This is a genomic window from Sinomicrobium weinanense, assembly GCF_018863395.1.
GTDB classification, from domain to species: Bacteria; Bacteroidota; Bacteroidia; order Flavobacteriales; family Flavobacteriaceae; genus Sinomicrobium; species Sinomicrobium weinanense.
The window spans coordinates 502,358-520,843 of the sequence record NZ_JAHKRR010000002.1 but is presented as its reverse complement, the minus strand read 5'-3'; the positions used below and the strand labels follow the sequence as shown (position 1 = coordinate 520,843).

Annotated in this window: 11 protein-coding genes; 7 read left to right on the top strand and 4 right to left on the bottom strand. The window is 48.5% G+C overall.

Annotated elements, in window-relative coordinates:
• The first annotated feature begins 52 nt into the window (after positions 1-52).
• The 7 genes from KN811_RS07790 (at position 53) to KN811_RS07760 (ending at position 12,595) form a co-directional block, all read left to right on the top strand.
• Positions 53-1,240, top strand: coding sequence for an alginate lyase family protein (locus KN811_RS07790; RefSeq protein ID WP_216334761.1), 1,188 nt, complete (start codon positions 53-55; stop codon positions 1,238-1,240).
• Between the two features lie 15 nt (positions 1,241-1,255).
• Complete coding sequence (locus KN811_RS07785; protein ID WP_216334759.1) at positions 1,256-3,148, top strand: alpha-L-fucosidase; 1,893 nt, start codon at positions 1,256-1,258, stop codon at positions 3,146-3,148.
• 46 nt (positions 3,149-3,194) lie between these two features.
• Positions 3,195-4,373, top strand: coding sequence for a hypothetical protein (locus KN811_RS07780; protein WP_187967325.1), 1,179 nt, complete (start codon positions 3,195-3,197; stop codon positions 4,371-4,373).
• Positions 4,374-4,438: 65 nt separating this feature from the next.
• Complete coding sequence (locus KN811_RS07775; protein ID WP_187967326.1) at positions 4,439-6,214, top strand: alpha-L-fucosidase; 1,776 nt, start codon at positions 4,439-4,441, stop codon at positions 6,212-6,214.
• A 20-nt stretch (positions 6,215-6,234) separates the two neighbouring features.
• Positions 6,235-7,779, top strand: a complete 1,545-nt coding sequence (locus KN811_RS07770; protein WP_187967327.1) for a DUF4955 domain-containing protein — start codon at positions 6,235-6,237, stop codon at positions 7,777-7,779.
• Between the two features lie 226 nt (positions 7,780-8,005).
• Entirely contained in the window at positions 8,006-11,041 is a 3,036-nt protein-coding gene (locus tag KN811_RS07765) for a SusC/RagA family TonB-linked outer membrane protein (protein WP_216334758.1), read from the top strand.
• A 21-nt stretch (positions 11,042-11,062) separates the two neighbouring features.
• Positions 11,063-12,595 carry a RagB/SusD family nutrient uptake outer membrane protein gene (locus KN811_RS07760; protein WP_216334756.1) on the top strand — a complete coding sequence of 511 codons (1,533 nt, stop codon included), beginning with the start codon at positions 11,063-11,065 and terminating at the stop codon, positions 12,593-12,595.
• 144 nt (positions 12,596-12,739) lie between these two features.
• Here the strand turns inward: KN811_RS07760 and KN811_RS07755 are convergent, their stop codons facing one another.
• The 4 genes from KN811_RS07755 to KN811_RS07740 all read right to left on the bottom strand — a co-directional run bounded on the left by KN811_RS07755 (position 12,740) and on the right by KN811_RS07740 (position 18,314).
• The gene (locus tag KN811_RS07755) at positions 12,740-14,131 is read right to left on the bottom strand and encodes an exonuclease domain-containing protein (protein ID WP_187966145.1); all 1,392 of its coding nucleotides are present in this window, start codon (positions 14,129-14,131) and stop codon (positions 12,740-12,742) included.
• A gap of 83 nt (positions 14,132-14,214) precedes the next feature.
• Positions 14,215-15,861, bottom strand: coding sequence for a sulfatase family protein (locus KN811_RS07750; protein WP_187966146.1), 1,647 nt, complete (start codon positions 15,859-15,861; stop codon positions 14,215-14,217).
• A 673-nt stretch (positions 15,862-16,534) separates the two neighbouring features.
• Positions 16,535-17,197, bottom strand: coding sequence for a ribulose-phosphate 3-epimerase (gene rpe / locus KN811_RS07745; RefSeq protein ID WP_187966147.1), 663 nt, complete (start codon positions 17,195-17,197; stop codon positions 16,535-16,537).
• Positions 17,198-17,450: 253 nt separating this feature from the next.
• A complete protein-coding gene (locus KN811_RS07740) occupies positions 17,451-18,314 on the bottom strand; it encodes a sigma-70 family RNA polymerase sigma factor (RefSeq protein ID WP_072317189.1) in 864 nt (287 codons plus the stop codon).
• Between the last annotated feature and the right edge of the window lie 172 nt (positions 18,315-18,486).

Here is an 18,486-nt window from a genome sequence, read left to right as displayed (position 1 = left end):
TCAGCGCAGGCAGGTTCAGGACAGGCATTGGAGCATAAATCTCAGAATTAAGGTGAAAATAAAAAAAAGTACAATACTGATCGCAACAATTATAATGACCCTTGCCTGTTCCCGGAAAGAAAAGCAGGCTTCCTGGTACAGGGAAGCCGAAGAGGTGTTACACGGACAGGTACTGAAAGAAGCCCGATGGGCAATGGAAGAAGAACCGGTAACGGTAACTGCCGAAACTTCTCCCAGGAGTGCAGGCAGCAAACACGATTTTTATTCGGAAGGGGATTACTGGTGGCCCGACCCGGAAAACCCGGACGGTCCCTACATACAAAAGGACGGAATGACCAATCCGGACAATTTTGTGGCCCACAGGCAGGCGATGATCCGCTTTAGCAAGATCATAGGTGCCCTGGCTTCGGCCTACAAGATCACGGGGAACGAAAAATATGTAGCGCAGGCCGTTGTACACCTTAAGGCATGGTTTACAGATCCCGCTACCAGGATGAATCCGCACCTGAAATGTTCCCAGGCCATCCATGGAAGGGTAACCGGGCGGGGCATAGGCATTATCGATGCCATCCAGTTGATGGAAGTGGCCCAGGGGGTCAGGTGCATGGAAGGTGCCGGAACGCTGGATAAGGAAACACTGGCCGGGGTGAAAAAATGGTTTTCGGATTATCTCGAATGGCTTACTACCCATCCTTATGGCAAAGAGGAAATGAACAAGGAGAACAACCACGGGACCTGTTGGGTCATGCAGGCTGCATCTTTTGCCAGGCTTACCGGCAATAAAGAGATACTGGACTTCTGCAGGGAGCGGTATAAAAAGGTATTGTTGCCCGAACAGATGGCGGAAGACGGGAGTTTTCCCTGCGAAATAGGGAGGACAAAGGCCTACGGGTATTCCCTCTTTAACCTGGATGCCATGGTCATGGTATGTCTCATATTGTCAGAACCCGGGGAGGATCTCTGGCATTACAGGACCCCGGACGGCAGGTCGATAAAAAAAGGGATAGAATACCTGTACCCCTATGTGGCCGATAAGTCGCGCTGGTATTTTAAGCCCGATGCCATGTATTGGGACGAATGGCCCGTAGCGCACCCTTTCCTGGTTTTCGGGGCCATGGAATTCAATAACCGGGATTGGTTGGGTACCTGGAAGGAACTGGACCATGATCCGCAGGTAGAAGAAGTGATCCGTAACCTTCCTGTACGCCATCCGCTGATATGGATGAATAAGCACGGGTAATCAGAGAATTTAGGCATGAGAAAAAAGAAAAACCCATATATCACATTCGTCATTTTTATAATGCTCGGTTGTCTTTGCCCGTTATCGGCCCAACAGGATCAGGGAACGGCCGGAGATGAAGACGGTCAAATGTACAACGACCCTAAAATCCGAGACCGGACGGCCATAAATAGGGCTGTAAACGGCTGGTGGGCCCAATCCATGGAAACCCGGAACGACCGTATAAAATGGTGGCGCGAAGCCCGTTTCGGAATGTTTATTCACTGGGGAGTGTATTCCCTTCCCGGCGGGGAATGGAAAGGAAAGAAAGTAGGCGGTTATGCCGAACACCTGATGCGAAAGGAAAAGATATCCAGGGCCGAATACCAGGAGCTTGCAGGGCGTTTTAATCCCGTAGCGTTCGATGCCGAAACCTGGATAAAAACCGCAAAGCGTGCAGGAATGAAATATTTTGTCATCACCGCCAAGCATCACGACGGTTTTGCCATGTACAGCTCGGAGGTATCGGATTTTAATATTACAGATCGTACCCCTTTTAAACGCGATCCTCTTGCGGAGCTGGCGGCAGCCTGTAAAAAAAACGGTATAAAGTTCGGTTTCTATTATTCCCATGCCTTTGACTGGGAACATCCCGACGCCCCGGGCAATGACTGGGAATATCAAAACCCCGGGGGGGACAAGAACCTATACGGCGGGCGTTACTGGTATGACGAACACCCGGAACTGGTGCCGAAAGCCGTTAAATATGTCAATGAAAAAGCGATCCCCCAGATCAAAGAGCTTATCAAAAAATATCACCCGGACATCCTCTGGTTTGACACCCCGCATAAGCTGCCCCTGTCCGAAAATATCAGGATACTCCGGGCTATTCGGGAAACCGATCCGGATGTGGTGGTCAACGGCCGCCTGGTGAGGAGTGCCCAAACCAATTTCGGCGACTATAAGAACACCGCAGACCGGCCGGCGGAGTTCTTCCCCGTTGAAGGCGATTGGGAAGCCATTCCCACCACCAATGAATCCTATGGCTATTCTAAGTACGACACCAGCCACAAACCGGCAGGCTTTTTTATCCGTTTACTGGCCAAAGCCGTGTCCGAAGGAGGAAATTTACTGATGAATATCGGCCCTATGGGCAACGGTGCTTTTGATCCAAGAGATAAAGTCATCCTGGACAGCATAGGAAAGTGGATGCACAAAAACGGGGAGAGCATTTACGGGGCCGCCCCTTCCGGTTTACCACTGCAAAACTGGGGAGTGACCACACAAAAAGGCGATAAGATATACCTGCACGTATTCCGCTGGCCCCGTGACGGAAAACTCGTAGTGGGAGGACTGGGGGGAAAGATCCGGAAGGCACGCCTGCTGGCTTCGCCCTCAAAAAAACTGACGACCGAAACATCCGGGGCTACGGACATGATCGTAAAAACCCCCGCCGCTATGCCGGATAAGGTGAATACGGTCATTGTCCTGGAAACAGGAGAAAATACAACGATAAAAAAGGTGCCCCGTTTGCTTTCTGCCGCCGCACCAAACCGTTTACTGGCTTTCGATGCCGGATTGCACGGCGACGGATTTAAGTTCGGTGACGGAAAGCCCCACCGCTATTACGTATACGGATGGCAGGATAAGAACCAGTCTCTGAGCTGGGATTTTCGTCTCCACCAGGCTGCGGAATACAGGATAGAGGTCAAATATACTACGGATGGAGGAGGAAGGTATTCCCTGACCCTGGGCGATACCCGTATCGAAAAAGAAGTAGATCCGTCAGATGGGGAAATAATTACGAAGGAGATCGGAACGGTCAGTATACCCGAAGGGGAGCACAAACTCACCCTGAAACCATTGAAAATAGAAGGTGAGGAATTGATGAAATTATTTGAAATACAGTTTATACCCGTAAAAAAATAAATAACACCCAACGAAAATTTTAATCAATCACTAAAAACCCAAAATTATGAAACTTACAAAAACCATGACACCGGCCCTGCTGGCTTCCTGCATGTTGGTATTCAACAGTTGCGAAGAAAAAGAAGAGTTTTCCGGTGAAACGGATGCGATGGCAGCCCCGTCAGAAGAATTCTCGATAGCGGCCACAGGCACGACCTTGTCTGCCGATGGCCCCGGAAATACCTACGAACTGATCAACAGCGTACTCGGGGGAAATGCTGCGGAAGTCCCCGATTGTGCACATCCGGGATTCGGACGGCATATTACGGAAGAATTTGACAACGAACTGAACAAAAATGTCTTTGTGTTCCACATGCACGTAGATCACGACGGAAACCTCTGTGACCCCAATGACGGCAGGCAGCGTTGCGAGATAAAGACTTACGGCCCGTCTCCTAGTAACCTCAAGATATTTGAAGGAGACGAGGTGACCTATCGATGGAAGTTTAAACTGGACGAAGGGTTTCAGCCTTCCCCCAGTTTTACGCATATCCACCAGATCATTTCCGGAGGAGGTACTGCAGGCACCCCTCTGCTGGTACAATTGACCCCGAGATACAACAGCGCAGGGGACAGGATGGAACTGATCATTTATGACGAATCCGGCTCCGTTACCAAACCAAGAATAGTAGACCTTTCCGGTTTCAAGGGAGAATGGGTGGAAGTTTATGAAAAAGCCACATTCGATTATAACGGAACTTATGAAATACTGATCAAAAGAGTGAGTGACGGGGCAGTATTACTGTCGTATTCCTCCCCGGATGTCTATTTATGGAGGGAGGGAATGACCTTTTGCAGGCCTAAATGGGGCATTTACCGGAGTTTGGACAAAGCCTCGTATTTGAGGGACGAAGAAGTTCGTTTTGCAGATTTCTGCCTGGCTAAAGGAGATGAGGTCTGCCCCGGGGAAACCGTCGAAGATGAAGTAACATTGCATCAAAACTGTAATTACGGCGGATGGTCTGTAGGATTCGGTATAGGCCAATATACCATGCAGGACATTCAGAATATGGGAGGGATCAATGACGATGCCTCCGCCATCAGGGTTCCCGATGGATTAAAAGTTACCCTGTATGAAGACAATAATTTTCAGGGAGGTTCCAGGGTATTTACCTCGGACGACAGTTGCCTGATCGATGATGGTTTTAATGATGAGGTTTCTTCGTTGATAGTCAGTGCTAATTAGTGTTTTCTATAATTGATATTATGAAATATGATCCGGGAAAAATAATCAGATCAAAATTTTTAATCATGTTGCTGTGTCTATGCTGTTGCGTACAGTCCTTTTCCCAGGAAATGCAGAATATGTGGACAAAAGAAGCAGGAGGAGGAAAAGAACACCCGAATATACAGTGGTTCAAGGAGGCCAAATTCGGGATGTTCATCCACTGGGGGTTGTATTCGAAAATTGCCGGGACCTGGAAAGACAGTACCTATTACGGCAGCGGCGAATGGATCATGAAGCGGGCAAAGATATCGGCAGACGAATATGCCGGGCTGGCCGCAACATTCAATCCGGTTGGCTTTAATGCCGAAGAATGGGCGCAGGTGGCCAAAGATGCAGGTATGAAGTATATGGTGATCACGGCCAAGCATCACGAAGGGTTTGCCATGTACGATTCCAAAGTGACGGATTTTGATATTGTGGACGCTTCTCCCTACGGAAAAGACCCGATGAAGGCCCTTGCCCGTGCCACGCGGAAAAGAGGGATAAAATTCGGTTTTTATTATTCTCAGTTCCAGGACTGGCACGAACCCGACGGCGGTGGAAACACCCGGGATTTTGATAAAGAACAAAAGGACTACCGCAAATACTACCGCGAAAAGGCCATCCCGCAATTAAAAGAACTCCTCCGCAATTACGGACCCCTTGGCATGATCTGGTTTGATACCCCCGGCGGACTGACTAAAGAAGAGACCCGGCAGATGATCGATGACCTCAGGGGATTGCAACCGGAAACCCTGTTCAGCAGCAGGGTAGGGCACGGATTGGGGGATTACCGCGATTTCGGCGACTCTGAAGTGCCGCCCGTCCCCATAAAAGGGGCCTGGGAATCCATTTATACACACAACGATTCCTGGGGGTACATCGCCCATGATAAAAACTTTAAATCCCCCAGGAAGATCATCCACCTGCTGGCCAATATCGCTTCTAAAGGAGGAAACCTTATGCTGAACGTCGGCCCCGACGGCAACGGAGAATTACCTCCCTATTCCGTAAAATATCTCAGGGAAGTGGGAAAATGGCTTGAAAAGAATGGCGAGAGCATTTACGGCACCACCCACGGACTGGTACCTGCACAACCCTGGGGAGTAACTACATCCGGACCGGGAAAATTATTCCTGCATGTGCTAAACCCGCCATCATCCCGAAATACCATTTTCGTGCCGGGAATAGAAGCTGAAGTGAAGCGTATATATATATTGGAAAACAACACCACCTTAAAATGGCAGGATGTTCCCGGAGGGATCGATATTCAGCTGCCCCACGAAATCCCGGATAGTCGTAATACGGTGCTGGTGATGGAGTATAACGGGCCTCAGCCCGATCTTTCGTCAAAACTTGTCCAGACAATAAGCAGGGATTTCCCTTCGATAGAAATACCGGCAATAACAGCTGAATACAAAGGCAACACAAAAAACAAGTTGTTTACATTTTCGCATCATTTCGGAGACTGGAAACACGAGAACCTCGCCTACGACATATATGCCCCGGAGGACGAACTGGTATTTGAACTGGACATAAGGCAGACAGGAGATTATAAGGTGATACTGGATTATGCTTGTATAGCAGGTAGCGAGGGCCGGGAAGGAACGGTCCGGACAGGTAAAGGAGAGGAATTGTTTTTCCGGTCCCTGCCAACCGGGAGTTATGATTCGCACCGCCCGTTGTTGTTTATCCGGCATGCTGTTGGAGTAATTCATGTTTCCGAAACAGGGAAACGCCGCCTGTCCGTCAAACCGGTGAAGGAAGGGAGCAGGGAATTGTTCTGGTTGCGGAAAGTTATCCTCCGGCCTGTAGATTAGACCATACCAAAATTTGATATATGAAAACCATTTTTAAGAATGCATTATTACTGTTAAGTATCTTGCCAGTATACGGTCAGTCGGTAGCCCCGTTATGGGAAGACTACGTAAAGGCCAAACAAGAAGGAAAAACAACGTACCTGCCCGATTTTTCATTTGCAGGCTATCGTTTTTCCGAAGAGGAGATACCGGATGTGTCCGGGTGGAAGCATTTTAATGTGACCGATTACGGAGCGGTCCCGGACGATGAAGGCTATGACGATGAGGCCATCCAAAAAGCCGTCAATGCGGCGGAGGCCAATTACGGTGGCGGGGTTGTCTATTTTCCTCCCGGAAGGTACAAGATCGCACCGGACAGGGACAGGAACAAGGGCATACGGATATCAAAAAGCAATATTGTGTTGAAGGGAAGCGGAGTGGGAGCAGGAGGAACGGAGATCTTCCAGGACAGTATGCGTATCGGTAAAAGGCAGTTTCATTTCCGGCCGGATTTGCGGGAGGAAGCGAAACTCACCGTTATTACCGGAAATGTACCCCGGGAAACCTTCTGGGTGCAGGTGGCGGACGCTTCGGTTCTAAAAAAAGGGCAGAATGTCGTTATACGCCATCAAAGTGAACAGTTTACCCGGATGTATTTCGATTCGCTGAAACTGGTCCCGGAATGGACAAGGTTGTTTGGAGAAAAAGGGGGGATGAATATCGCAGAGATACATACCATTGAAAAAATAGAAGGCAACCGGGTGAGGTTTAAAAACCCTCTGCATTTTGACCTGAAGACCATACCCGGGACAGATTTTGAGCTTTATTCCCATACCAGTATAAAACAATGCGGAATCGAAGATATCCTGTTCTCCGGTAACTGGAACTCTTATCCCGAGGAATTTAAACACCATAAGGATGGCATACACGATAGCGGATGGTGTGCCGTTTCCATGGAATATGTGGAAGACAGTTGGGTACGGAATTGTATATTCAGGGATATAAACGAAGGTATTTTTATGCGTGCCGCATATAAAACAACGGTTCAGAATGTTACGTTTTCCGGTAAAAAGGGGCATAGTACGGTACATGCCCGCGGCGGGTATGGGGTGTTGATAAAGCACTGCAATTTCAATGCCGGCACGCATCACGGCCCCGGTACCGGGTACGGAGGTGTAGGGACGGTGGTCACACAGTGCAGCATGCAGACCGATCAGAATATAGACAGTCATTCCGGGCAGCCCTATGCCACCCTGTTCGACGATGTACAGGGAGGTATTTTTAAAAATATCGGGGGGCCGCACCCCGGGTTCCCGCATCACGGAAAATACCTTGTATTCTGGAATTTCAGGCATAGCTCCACATTCGACTTCCATTATAAGTTCTGGAATACGGAAAAAAGAAAAAACCACACTTTTGCCAGGCCGGTGTTCGTAGGGTTCCGGGCCGATCGAAAGATCATCATAGAAGATGAAGGGCTCAATCAGCTTCCCGGAAAAACGGTAAGTCCCGTTTCTCTTTTTGAAGCCCAGCTTAATTTCCGTTTACAAAATACACCCGGCGATAAAAAGCCGTATGGACAGTGAAAGAAATATGTCGCTGTCCGTAATTTTTTCCCTACAATATCCGGTGACAATCAATCATATTGAATTTTTGTATACCCATGTTCGAACTTTTACATCTGTTTTGCTGACTAATTTTGAAGAGTGAAAACCGAAAACTAAAGGGACAAGGTCGTTTGGAGCTATTAAATTTTTAAGAGCACTGCCATAATGATCCTGTTGCCTGGTTTAACCGATCAAAACCAAAATTATGATAAAACAGAATAGGAAGAAACCCTGTCGAAAGTTTCTTTTGGGATTTTTCGTGCTTATATGTACAGTTGTAAATGCCCAGGAACGGAAAGTATCCGGTAAAGTGACCGGGGCTTCGGATGGTTTGGGGCTTCCCGGAGTAAATGTAGTGATCGACGGAACTACAACCGGGGTCACCACAGATTGGGACGGCCTTTATGAAATTACAGTTCCCGACGGGAATGCGGTCCTTAAGTTCAGTTATATCGGGTTTATAACGAAAAAGATCACTGTTGGGGACCAGCAGGAGGTCAATGTGGCCCTGGAAGAAGATGTAAGCAAACTGGATGAGGTTGTGGTCATCGGCTACGGCTCTCAGAAGAAGAGTGATATTACGGGATCCGTATCTTCCGTAAAATCGGAAGAGTTGGCGGCCTACCCGGCCCTTAGCGCGGAACAGGCATTACAGGGGCGTGCTGCCGGGGTAGCCGTACAGTCCAACAACGGGGGAGAACCCGGAGCACCTATCAAGGTCAGGATACGTGGCGGGACTTCCATCAACGCCAGCAGTGATGCCCTTATCGTCGTGGACGGATTTGTGGGGGCATCCATGCCCCCTCCCGAAGATATCGCTTCCATGGAGATCCTGAAAGATGCCTCTGCCACCGCTATTTACGGTTCCCGGGGTTCTAACGGGGTCATTCTCGTCACTACCAAAAAGGGAAGGCCCGGCAAAGCGACCATAGAGCTGAACTCTTCCTATTCCGTACAGGAGGTGAACAACAGCCTGGACCTCCTGGATGCCGGTCAGTTTGCGGCGTACCGGGCTTCTTACAGTGAAAATTATACACAAGGGCCTGCAAATACCGACTGGCAGGACAGGATATATCACACGGGGAGTATATCCAGTCATCAGCTTTCCTTTTCCGGCGGGGGAGAAACAGCCCGCTACTATATTTCCGGGACGTTTTACGACCAGGAAGGGGTGATCATCAATTCCGATATGGAACGTTTTTCCTTTCTGAGCAATATAGACCTGGACGTTACCGAAAAACTGAAGGTAGGCCTTAACATGTTCGGAAGAAGAAATTCGGTCAACGGGATCATCAGCCAGGTAGGATCGGGAGGAGCCGGTGCGGCCGGGGTGGTATCATCGGCATACAGGTTTGCCCCGGACCTGGGCATCTATGACCAAAACGGGGATTATACCATAAATTCCCTGGGCGACGATATCGATAACCCGGTGGCCACGGCCCGGGAAAATGTAAACGAACGGGTTTCCGACCTGTACCGTACCAATTTCTACGCAGACTATACCATCCTGGAAGGCTTGTCCTTTAAGACGACTTTCGGGTACAGTACTTCCAATAATACCACGGGGACATTCCGTCCCACCACCCTGATCGCCGGGGCGGGGGTAGGCGGAGAAGCCACAATAAGAACCTCGAAATCCACTAATCTGCTATCAGAAAACTACCTGACCTACAAAAGGGATATCGGAAAAGGTGCCCTGACCGTTATGGGGGGGTATTCCTATCAAAAGAACAAATCTGAAAGCACTTTTGCCGGAGCCCGGGGCTTTGTGTCCAATTCCGTATCTTACAGGAACCTGGACGGGGGATCGGTTTTCCTGCCCCCGGAATCTTCGCTTACGGAGAGGGAACTGATATCCGTTTTCGGCCGTATCAATTTTGAATATGACGACAGGTACCTGCTTACCCTCACCGGCCGTCGCGATGGTTCTTCCGCATTCAGTAAAAATAACAAATACGCATTTTTCCCTTCCGGTGCCATTGGCTGGAATATGGGGAATGAGGAATTTTTAAAAGAGAGCAGAACGATCTCCAACTGGAAATGGCGGGCCAGCTACGGGGTGACGGGGAATCCCTCGATCCCGGCCTATGGTACTTTGGCAAGGTTTTCGGAGATCTATTCCGTAATAGGGGATGCTCTTACCAATGGGGTCGCTATCACGGTACTGGCCAATGACAACCTGAAATGGGAGTCCTCCTATCAGGCCAATTTCGGGGTGGATATCGGCCTTTTTGACAACAGGCTGAACCTGACGGTGGACTACTACAACATAGAAACGCGCGACCTTCTGTTTGCAAGGCCCCTGCCCGAATATATAGGGCTGGCCAATCCCGTTCAGATACAAAATATAGGAGTGCTGGAAAATAAAGGGGTAGAAGTCACCATATCTTCCCGGAATATTTCAGCTGAGAATTTTACGTGGAATACCGACTTCAACTTTTCCACCAATAAGAACAAGGTAAAGAAACTGCCGGACGGAGAAGATATTTTTATCAATTCGTCACCGGGACATTTCCTCCAGCCCAATTCCCAGATACTTCGCGAAGGAGAGCCCGTCGGTGCGTTCTACGGATATGTTTATGACGGGGTGATCCGGGAAGGGCAGAATGTCCCCGAGGGGTTTGAAGACCAGCCCGGGGGCGAGTTGTTTCGCGATATTGACGGAAGGGATGCCAACGGCGAACTCACCGGTATGCCGGATGGGATGATAAATTCGGACGACAAGACCATTATCGGCGACCCCAACCCGGATTTCATCACCAGCCTTAACAACACCTTTGCCTATAAAGATTTTGACCTTAACGTATTTTTCCTGGCTTCGGTGGGCGGGGATATACTCAACTATACCCTGCTGGAACTCGCTTCGGGCGATTCCAACGCCACTACCGAAGTGCTCGATGCATGGACTCCGGGAAATACGGACACCGATGTCCCGGCAGCGGCAGTCAGGGAAAAGAGGATCACTTCCAGGTTTGTCTATGACGGTAGTTATGTACGCCTCAAAAACCTTTCCCTCGGATATTCCCTGCCCGAAAAGGTGCTCGAAAAACTCGGTTTCGAGAAGATCCGGTTTTATATCAGCGGGCAGAACCTGCTCACCTTTACGGACTATCCCGGTGCCGACCCCGAAGTGAACTACAGGAACGACAATGACGAAAGGAGCAATACGTTCCTTGGCCTGGATTACGGGAGCTATCCGAATGTACGGTCGTTGACGATGGGAGTGAACTTAAAATTTTAACGGACTAAAAGGAATACAACCATGAGGACAAAAATACATAAGATAGCATTGTACACCGGCCTGGTTCTTCTGGCGTTCGGATGTTCCGACCTGGAGGAAAAGCCGGTAGGGATCCTGGCCCCGGAAACCTTCTTCAGGAATACGGACGACCTCCAGGCAGCGGTAAACGGCAGCTTTGCCTATATGGCTTCGGAGCAGTACTGGGGAAGAAAATTAACACTTGCCCTGTTATTACGGGGAGACCTTGCCGATATCGGCGACCGGGGCACATCGGCCATGCGGGTGGAAGTGAACGATTTTAACATGAATGATGCCAATGGTATGGTGGCCAGTTTCTGGCCCCGGTCTTATGCCGTTATAGGAGCGGCCAACCAGGCCATTGCCGGGGCCGGGCTGCTGGAGGACGGTCCGGAAAAGGTCAACCCCATTGCTGCACAGGCCTATTTTTCGCGGGCTTTTGCCTATTATCACCTCGTCCGGTTGTTCGGGGATATTCCGTATATCGACTTTGCCGTATCTGATGCGGAAGAAGTGAACGACATATCCAAAACCCCGGAAGCCGAAGTCTATGAGGGTATCATTGCCGATCTCGAATTTGCAAAGCAGTGGCTGCCAGACCGGCAACCCGTAAGGTCATTGCCGTCAAAAGCTACTGCGGCAGCCTATCTGGCATCGGTATACCTCACCCTGGGCGAGTATCAGAAAGCGTATACCGAAGCCAGATATGTCATAGACAACGAAGGCACATTCGGCCTGTCCCTTGAAGCCGATTTCCAGGATCTGTTCGATGCCGATAAAACCGCCGGGTTAAAAGAGCCTCTCTTTACTATTGATTTTATAGGACAGTCTGCTGACGGAAACCTGGGAACGGACTATCTTCCTTCTGTTACAGGCATACGCGAAGACGAGACCGGGAGGGTAAACGGCGGCGGATGGACGGTGGCCGTACCCCATATCCGGGTGTTTGAAGAATGGAACGAAAGGGATTACAGAAGGGCCGTCAGTTTTGATACCATAGCCGTATTTAACGGGCAGACGGTGCCTTATACGGATTTTGCCAATTATTCCGACAGAGGGGTAAACCGCCCGCATATAGCCAAGTACTACCGGTATCCCGGCCTGGCCGGAAGCAATGGCAGGCAGTCCAGCCATAATTATATAACCATGCGTTATGCCGAGGTATTATTGATAGCGGCCGAAGCATTAAATGAAATAACGCCGGGTTCTGCCGAAGCGGCCGGATACATTAACCGGTTGAGGCAAAGGGCGAGAAACCGCGCAGGAGAAATGGCCGCTTTTCCGGAAGACGTTCCGGCCGGCCTTTCGCAAAGCGGGTTCAGGGATATGGTGATCCGGGAACGACGCATAGAGCTGGCCTTTGAATTTAAAAGGTGGTACGATATCAAAAGATTGCAAACCGGGGAAGAATCCTTTGGGCCGGACGGTTTGGAGCCACACGCTGATTTTGATCCCGGACGGGATTACCTGTTCCCGCTTCCGGGAGATGAACTGGCCAGGAACCCCAACCTGCAGCCCAATAACCCGGGTTACTAAAATAGTTTATCTGTTCAGTTTTGAATAGTTAGTTGGTGATACTTATCGAGGGGCCCGCAATATCTGACGGGGTGGAGCGGGTCCTGAGATAAGTATTTTTTTGATGCAATTTTCAGCTTCCGTATGGGTTTTTAGCAGAGAGATTTACCTATGTAATGACATTGCAGTATCGCCTTCGGTTATGATCCGGTGGTTGTGGCTTTTGGCCAGGTAGGAAGTGATGATCTGCTTGATGTCCGGATTGTGCTTTTGCGGGGAGATAAAATCCTGGAACTCCCGGTAGCTGTCAATGGTCTCCTCTTTGGAGATATAACCATAGCCTGCGTAGTTTCCGCCGGTTATTTGTATAAGGGCGTTTTCTTCGGGGGTCCTTCCGCGTTCTACAATAATAAAATTGTCCTGGACAGCCTGTATATGGTTTATGGCTTCTTTCACCCGTTTGTTGTATGTTCCCGTTTCTTCCGTTCCCCTGCAAATTCCTTTACAACTCTTCAGTTTATAGTGAGAACAATGCAGAACATTGGTTTGTAACTGGGTGTATTTGGGGCATAGTTCATAGGCTTCACAGACCTGTTCCAGGAAAGAGATGCATTCGGTAGTCGTGTAATATATTTTTAGCGGGTCGGGGGTATGCCTGAGCCTGTTATAACCGAGATGAAGAATACCCTGGCGATCGGTATAACAGACAATGCCGTAACCTTTAACCGGTCTTTTCTGGGCTGTGTTATACTTCGGAAAGAGGTGCTTTATCTGCGTAGATTCCCGGATCAGGGCCAGTAGTTCGTTTCCGGTTTCTTCGCAGTCGATATGTGCGGTTTCCCGGGCCAGTGCAATTTCTTTGGAGGTTTTGTCATAAAAGTGACCAAGTACCCTTTTTTTGATATTGATGGCTTTGCCCACGTAGATGACCTTGCCTTTTTCATCGAGAAAATAATAAACCCCCGGGGTTGCGGGAAGTTTGTCAAACACCTCTTTGGACAACAGGGGAGGGAGGGTGAACTCCCGTGATCGTTGGTGAAGCTGGCGGGCAAAAACATCTTTGGCGTCGTTTTTCAACAGTTTTTCAAACAAGATCACGGTGGCATCTGTATCGCCCTTTGCCCGGTGCCTGTCCTGTATTTCTATATCGAGATGCCTGCACAAGCGCCCCAGGCTGTAAGATCTCAACCCGGGAAATATTTGCCGGGAAAGCCGTACCGTACACAATTTTTTCCTCCTGAAATCCTGTCCGATCCTTTGAAATTCCTTACGGATAACGTTATAATCGAAATTGACGCTATGGGCTACAAAAACCTTATCCTCGGTAAGGTTCTGAATGGTATCGGCAATATCTTCGAATGCAGGGGCATCCATCACCATGTCGTTATCTATCCCCGTAAGTCCTGTAACATAGGGGGAGATATGAGTGCCGGGGTTGACAAGGCTGTGAAATTCTTCCAGCAGCACATTGCCATCGTGTACCGCAATGGCTATTTCGGTGATCCTGTTGGCATCTCCCCCGAGACCGGTGGTTTCCACATCGACAATGGCGTACATAGGATTCTCTTTTTTCAGAGAATAAAGATACCAAAAAGTGTCTGCTTAAAAATATTACCCTGTTATTTTAACGAAGAGGGCATCTATTCCATGGGCTCTCCTCTCATGCTTTGGAATACCTCATATGCGCGTTCTGTTTTTTTCTTGTCTGCATGTTCAAATTCCTTTTCTGTAATACCATAAGCCTTTTGCAGGGAATCGAGGGTAACGAGTAGCCGTTGCTGTATATCACTGTATTTGGGATCTCCGTAGATGTTTTTGTTTTCTCCGGGATCGGTTTCCAGGTCGTACATTTCCCAGCTATCGACATCGTCGTAGAAATGCATGAGTTTGTATCGTTTGGTACGTACGCCGTAATGTCTTTTTACCATGTGAAAGTCGGGATAGCCATAATAGTGATAGTAAATGGCATTCCTGAACTCTTCCTGGCCTTCTTTCTGTTCCAGGAGAGGCTTGAAAGACTTGCCCTGGAAATCATCGGGAATTTCGGCTCCCGCAAAATCGAGGAAGGTTGCGGCAAAGTCGAGGTTCTGGGTCAGGGCGTTTATCTGTGTCCTTTTCCTGATATGGCCGGGATACTGGATAAGCAGGGGCATCCGCAGGGATTCTTCATACATAAAACGCTTGTCGAACCAGCCGTGCTCGCCCAGATAGAAGCCCTGGTCGGAGGTATAGACCACAATGGTGTTCTCATCAAGGCCTTTTTCTTCGAGATAGTCCAATACCTGCCCTACGCTTTCGTCTACGGAGGCAATAGTGGCCATATAATCCTGCAGATAGCGTTGCGCTTTCCACTCGGCCATGGCCTTTCCCGTAAGGTGGGCCCGGTGCATGGCATCATTTTTAGGTTGATAAATGCTGTCCCAGGTTTTGCGTTGTTCGGGCGACATACGGTCGAAATCATTGGTCCAGGGGTTGCTGGCCAGTTCCGTGCTGCCTTCTGCTACGGTCATTTTCAGGTCGTGGCCTTCATACATATCTTTATAGACGGTCATGAGCTGTTGCTGTGCTGCGAGCTGTCCCTCGTGTTTGGAAAAATAGTTATCGGGAAGGGGAAATTTTACAGAGTCGTACAGCGCCGCATGGCGAAGGGCCGGCATCCAGTTGCGATGCGGGGCTTTATGGTGCATCATTACAAAGAATGGCTGATCTCCCTTGCTGTTTTCTTCGAGCCATTTAATAGTCTTTTCTGTGGTGAGATCAGTGGCATAACCGGGAGTAACTACTGTATCTCCGTCGTGTATGAATTCCGGATTGTAATAATTGCCCTGGTCCTTGAGAATATCCCAGTAATCAAATCCGGTTGGCGCTCCATTGAGGTGCCATTTACCGATCATGGCAGTCTTGTAGCCTTCTTTTTTCAGGTATTTCGGCAAAGTGGGCTGGCTGCCGTCAAATTTTTCCCCGTTCATACGGAAACCATTCTTATGGCTGTGTTTCCCCGTAAGGATCACTGCACGACTGGGGCCGCAAATGGAATTGGTACAGAAATTATTCCGAAAAATGGCCCCGTTACGGGCTATACGGTCTATGTTTGGTGTAGGTGCGATCTGGCCGATGGGATGCCCATAAGCACTTATGGCTTGTTGCGCATGGTCGTCGGCCATGATAAAAATAATGTTCGGTTGTTTTACTTCGGTAGGTTTTTCCTCCGTATTGGGATTCCCGTTCTTGCAGGAAGACAAAACAAGGACAAAACACAGAAAGAAAGTAGTTGCTTTTATATTCATAATTACACGTTCCGGTTAATCTCGCATAAAATTAAAGATCAATGCCCATATCTTTGAAGTGAGCAGGAGGAATACAGATGATCTTTAGAATTCAATTTGATTTAATCGGTTGTTTTTAAGTGTGTTATGTGCTTTTGCTACATGTCTTATATCGCTTTGTTTTAACATATTGATGTGGTGATGATGTATGATATTATTGATAAAAACCGGGCTTTTTTGCGGCTAAAATGATAAATAAAGAGGGTATTCTTTGCATTTTGGGAGAAGATCAAAGAAAAGTCCGTCTCCCGGAAAAGGGGGACGGACTTTGATCATAGGGCCTTTTCGTCAAAAAAGGAGTGATAAGAAAGGTCCGCTTTCGGGACGGACCGAATAAACGTCTGGTAAATCATTTAAAAGTAGGAAAATTTATTATACGTGTAAATATTTTTCTACGTATAACAGAATTTTACTACTGAATAACAAAAAATCAATGATGGACGGGCTTTTTTCATTTTCAGGTTTAAAACGTGCAGCCTACCTCAATATTTTCGGGGCTGTCCTCGTTGAGACCCACGGCCTTGTCCTGATTCTTGGGCTGTCCTCGTTGAGACGCACGGCCGTGCGTCTCTATCGGTGGAATTATATATTATTAGGGTATTATCGGAAAAGGAAATCCGACAGAATAGTAATATCAGCTATTGGCCAGTGCGCTGAGGTCCCTGATGGTTTGCTGAGGCGCATCGCTTTTAAAGACGAAACTTCCCGCTACAAGAACATCGGCTCCTGCATCGACCAGTTGCCTGGCATTTTTTGAAGATACTCCACCATCGATCTCAATAAGGGTCCTGGCATTGTTTTTCAGGATCAGTTCTTTGAGTTGTGATACTTTTTTATAGGTATTTTCGATAAAAGACTGCCCGCCGAACCCGGGGTTGACACTCATTACGCAGACCAGGTCAATATCATTGATAACATCTTCGAGAAGCGCTACGTTGGTATGCGGGTTCAGCGCAACACCGGCTTTCATCCCTTCGGCCTTGATAGCCTGCAAGGTTCTGTGAAGGTGGGTACAAGCCTCGTAATGTACGGTAAGGTTATTGGCTCCCAGGGCAGCAAAAGTCTTGATGTAGCGATCGGGATCGACGATCATGAGGTGGACATCTATGGTTTTTTGAGCATGCCTTTTTATGGCTTCGAGCACAGGCATACCGAAAGAGATATTGGGAACGAAAACCCCGTCCATGATGTCGATGTGAAACCAGTCGGCCTCACTTTGGTTTACCATTTCGATATCGCGTTGCAGGTTGGCAAAATCGGCTGCCAGTACGGAAGGGGCTATCAGTTTTTGGTCCATGTTGAAGTGTTGTGTTGTTTTACGGGGGTAAAAATAGGGGAAATCTTTGACTTGGGGATGGGATAGGGGGAAAGAAAAACTCCGGTAATCAACCGGAGTTCATCCATCAATCAAAAAACGAACAGTTATGATAAACTGTTGTTGCTGTTCCCGTCCGTGTTTCCCGAAGGGAGGGGATCCGGGTATCATATAAATTTAACCTAACGGTTCTTTTCTCGTTGAGACGCGCGGCCGTGCGTCTCTATCGGGGTTGTTAGCCCAGATAGGTTTTTAATATTTTACTACGTGAGGTATGTTTCAACCTTCTGATAGCTTTTTCCTTGATCTGGCGTACGCGTTCGCGGGTCAGGTCAAAGGTTTCGCCTATTTCTTCCAGTGTCATCGGATGCTGGTCGCCCAGGCCGAAATACAGGCGGATCACGTCGGCTTCACGCGGCGTAAGGGTTTCCAGGGCCCTTTCGATCTCCGTACGAAGGGATTCGTGCAGGAGGTCCTTGTCCGGGTTGGGCGATTCTCCACTGCGCAAAACGTCATACAGGTTGGAATCTTCGCCTTCCACCAGGGGGGCATCCATAGAAACGTGACGTCCGGAGTTCTTCATGGACTCTTTAACGTCGTTTACCGTCATATCCAGTTCCTTGGCTATTTCTTCGGCCGAGGGAACACGCTCATGGGCCTGCTCCAGGAATGCATAGGTCTTATTGATCTTGTTTATGGAACCAATCTTGTTCAAGGGCAGGCGCACAATACGCGACTGCTCTGCCAGTGCCTGTAATATAGACTGGCGTATCCACCAAACCGCATACGAAATGAATTTAAAACCACGGGTTTCGTCAAAACGCTGCGCGGCTTTAATAAGTCCCAGATTACCTTCATTGATCAGGTCGGGAAGTGTTAACCCTTGATTTTGATACTGCTTGGCAACAGATACAACGAAACGCAAATTGGCTTTTGTCAGTTTTTCCAGGGCTCTCTGGTCCCCGGCCTTGATGCGTTGTGCCAATTCCACCTCTTCATCTGCAGTAATTAAGTCAACTTTCCCTATTTCCTGAAGGTACTTATCCAGGGAAGCAGTTTCCCTGTTGGTTACCTGCTTCGTAATTTTCAGCTGTCTCATCTAATCGTCTCCTTGAATTTTTTTAAAGTGTATAATTGCTTATGCTAGTGGTTATACGTATTATTGACCTTAAATGTTACAAAAAGTTTAATCAAATTTGAAATATTTTAGCCCCGGGAGCTGTTTTTTACCGGTTTCACCTTAAATTCACGGCCTCTTTACGATCCGGTCC

Excerpts from the sequence above, each read along its gene's own strand:
- KN811_RS07785 (WP_216334759.1), top strand. The coding sequence starts at position 1,256 with ATGAGAAAAAAGAAAAACCCATATATCACATTCGTCATTTTTATAATG.
- KN811_RS07780 (WP_187967325.1), top strand. The coding sequence starts at position 3,195 with ATGAAACTTACAAAAACCATGACACCGGCCCTGCTGGCTTCCTGCATG.
- KN811_RS07775 (WP_187967326.1), top strand. The coding sequence starts at position 4,439 with ATGTTGCTGTGTCTATGCTGTTGCGTACAGTCCTTTTCCCAGGAAATG.
- KN811_RS07770 (WP_187967327.1), top strand. The coding sequence starts at position 6,235 with ATGAAAACCATTTTTAAGAATGCATTATTACTGTTAAGTATCTTGCCA.
- KN811_RS07765 (WP_216334758.1), top strand. The coding sequence starts at position 8,006 with ATGATAAAACAGAATAGGAAGAAACCCTGTCGAAAGTTTCTTTTGGGA.
- KN811_RS07760 (WP_216334756.1), top strand. The coding sequence starts at position 11,063 with ATGAGGACAAAAATACATAAGATAGCATTGTACACCGGCCTGGTTCTT.
- KN811_RS07755 (WP_187966145.1), bottom strand. The coding sequence starts at position 14,131 with ATGTACGCCATTGTCGATGTGGAAACCACCGGTCTCGGGGGAGATGCC.
- KN811_RS07750 (WP_187966146.1), bottom strand. The coding sequence starts at position 15,861 with ATGAATATAAAAGCAACTACTTTCTTTCTGTGTTTTGTCCTTGTTTTG.
- rpe (WP_187966147.1), bottom strand. The coding sequence starts at position 17,197 with ATGGACCAAAAACTGATAGCCCCTTCCGTACTGGCAGCCGATTTTGCC.
- KN811_RS07740 (WP_072317189.1), bottom strand. The coding sequence starts at position 18,314 with ATGAGACAGCTGAAAATTACGAAGCAGGTAACCAACAGGGAAACTGCT.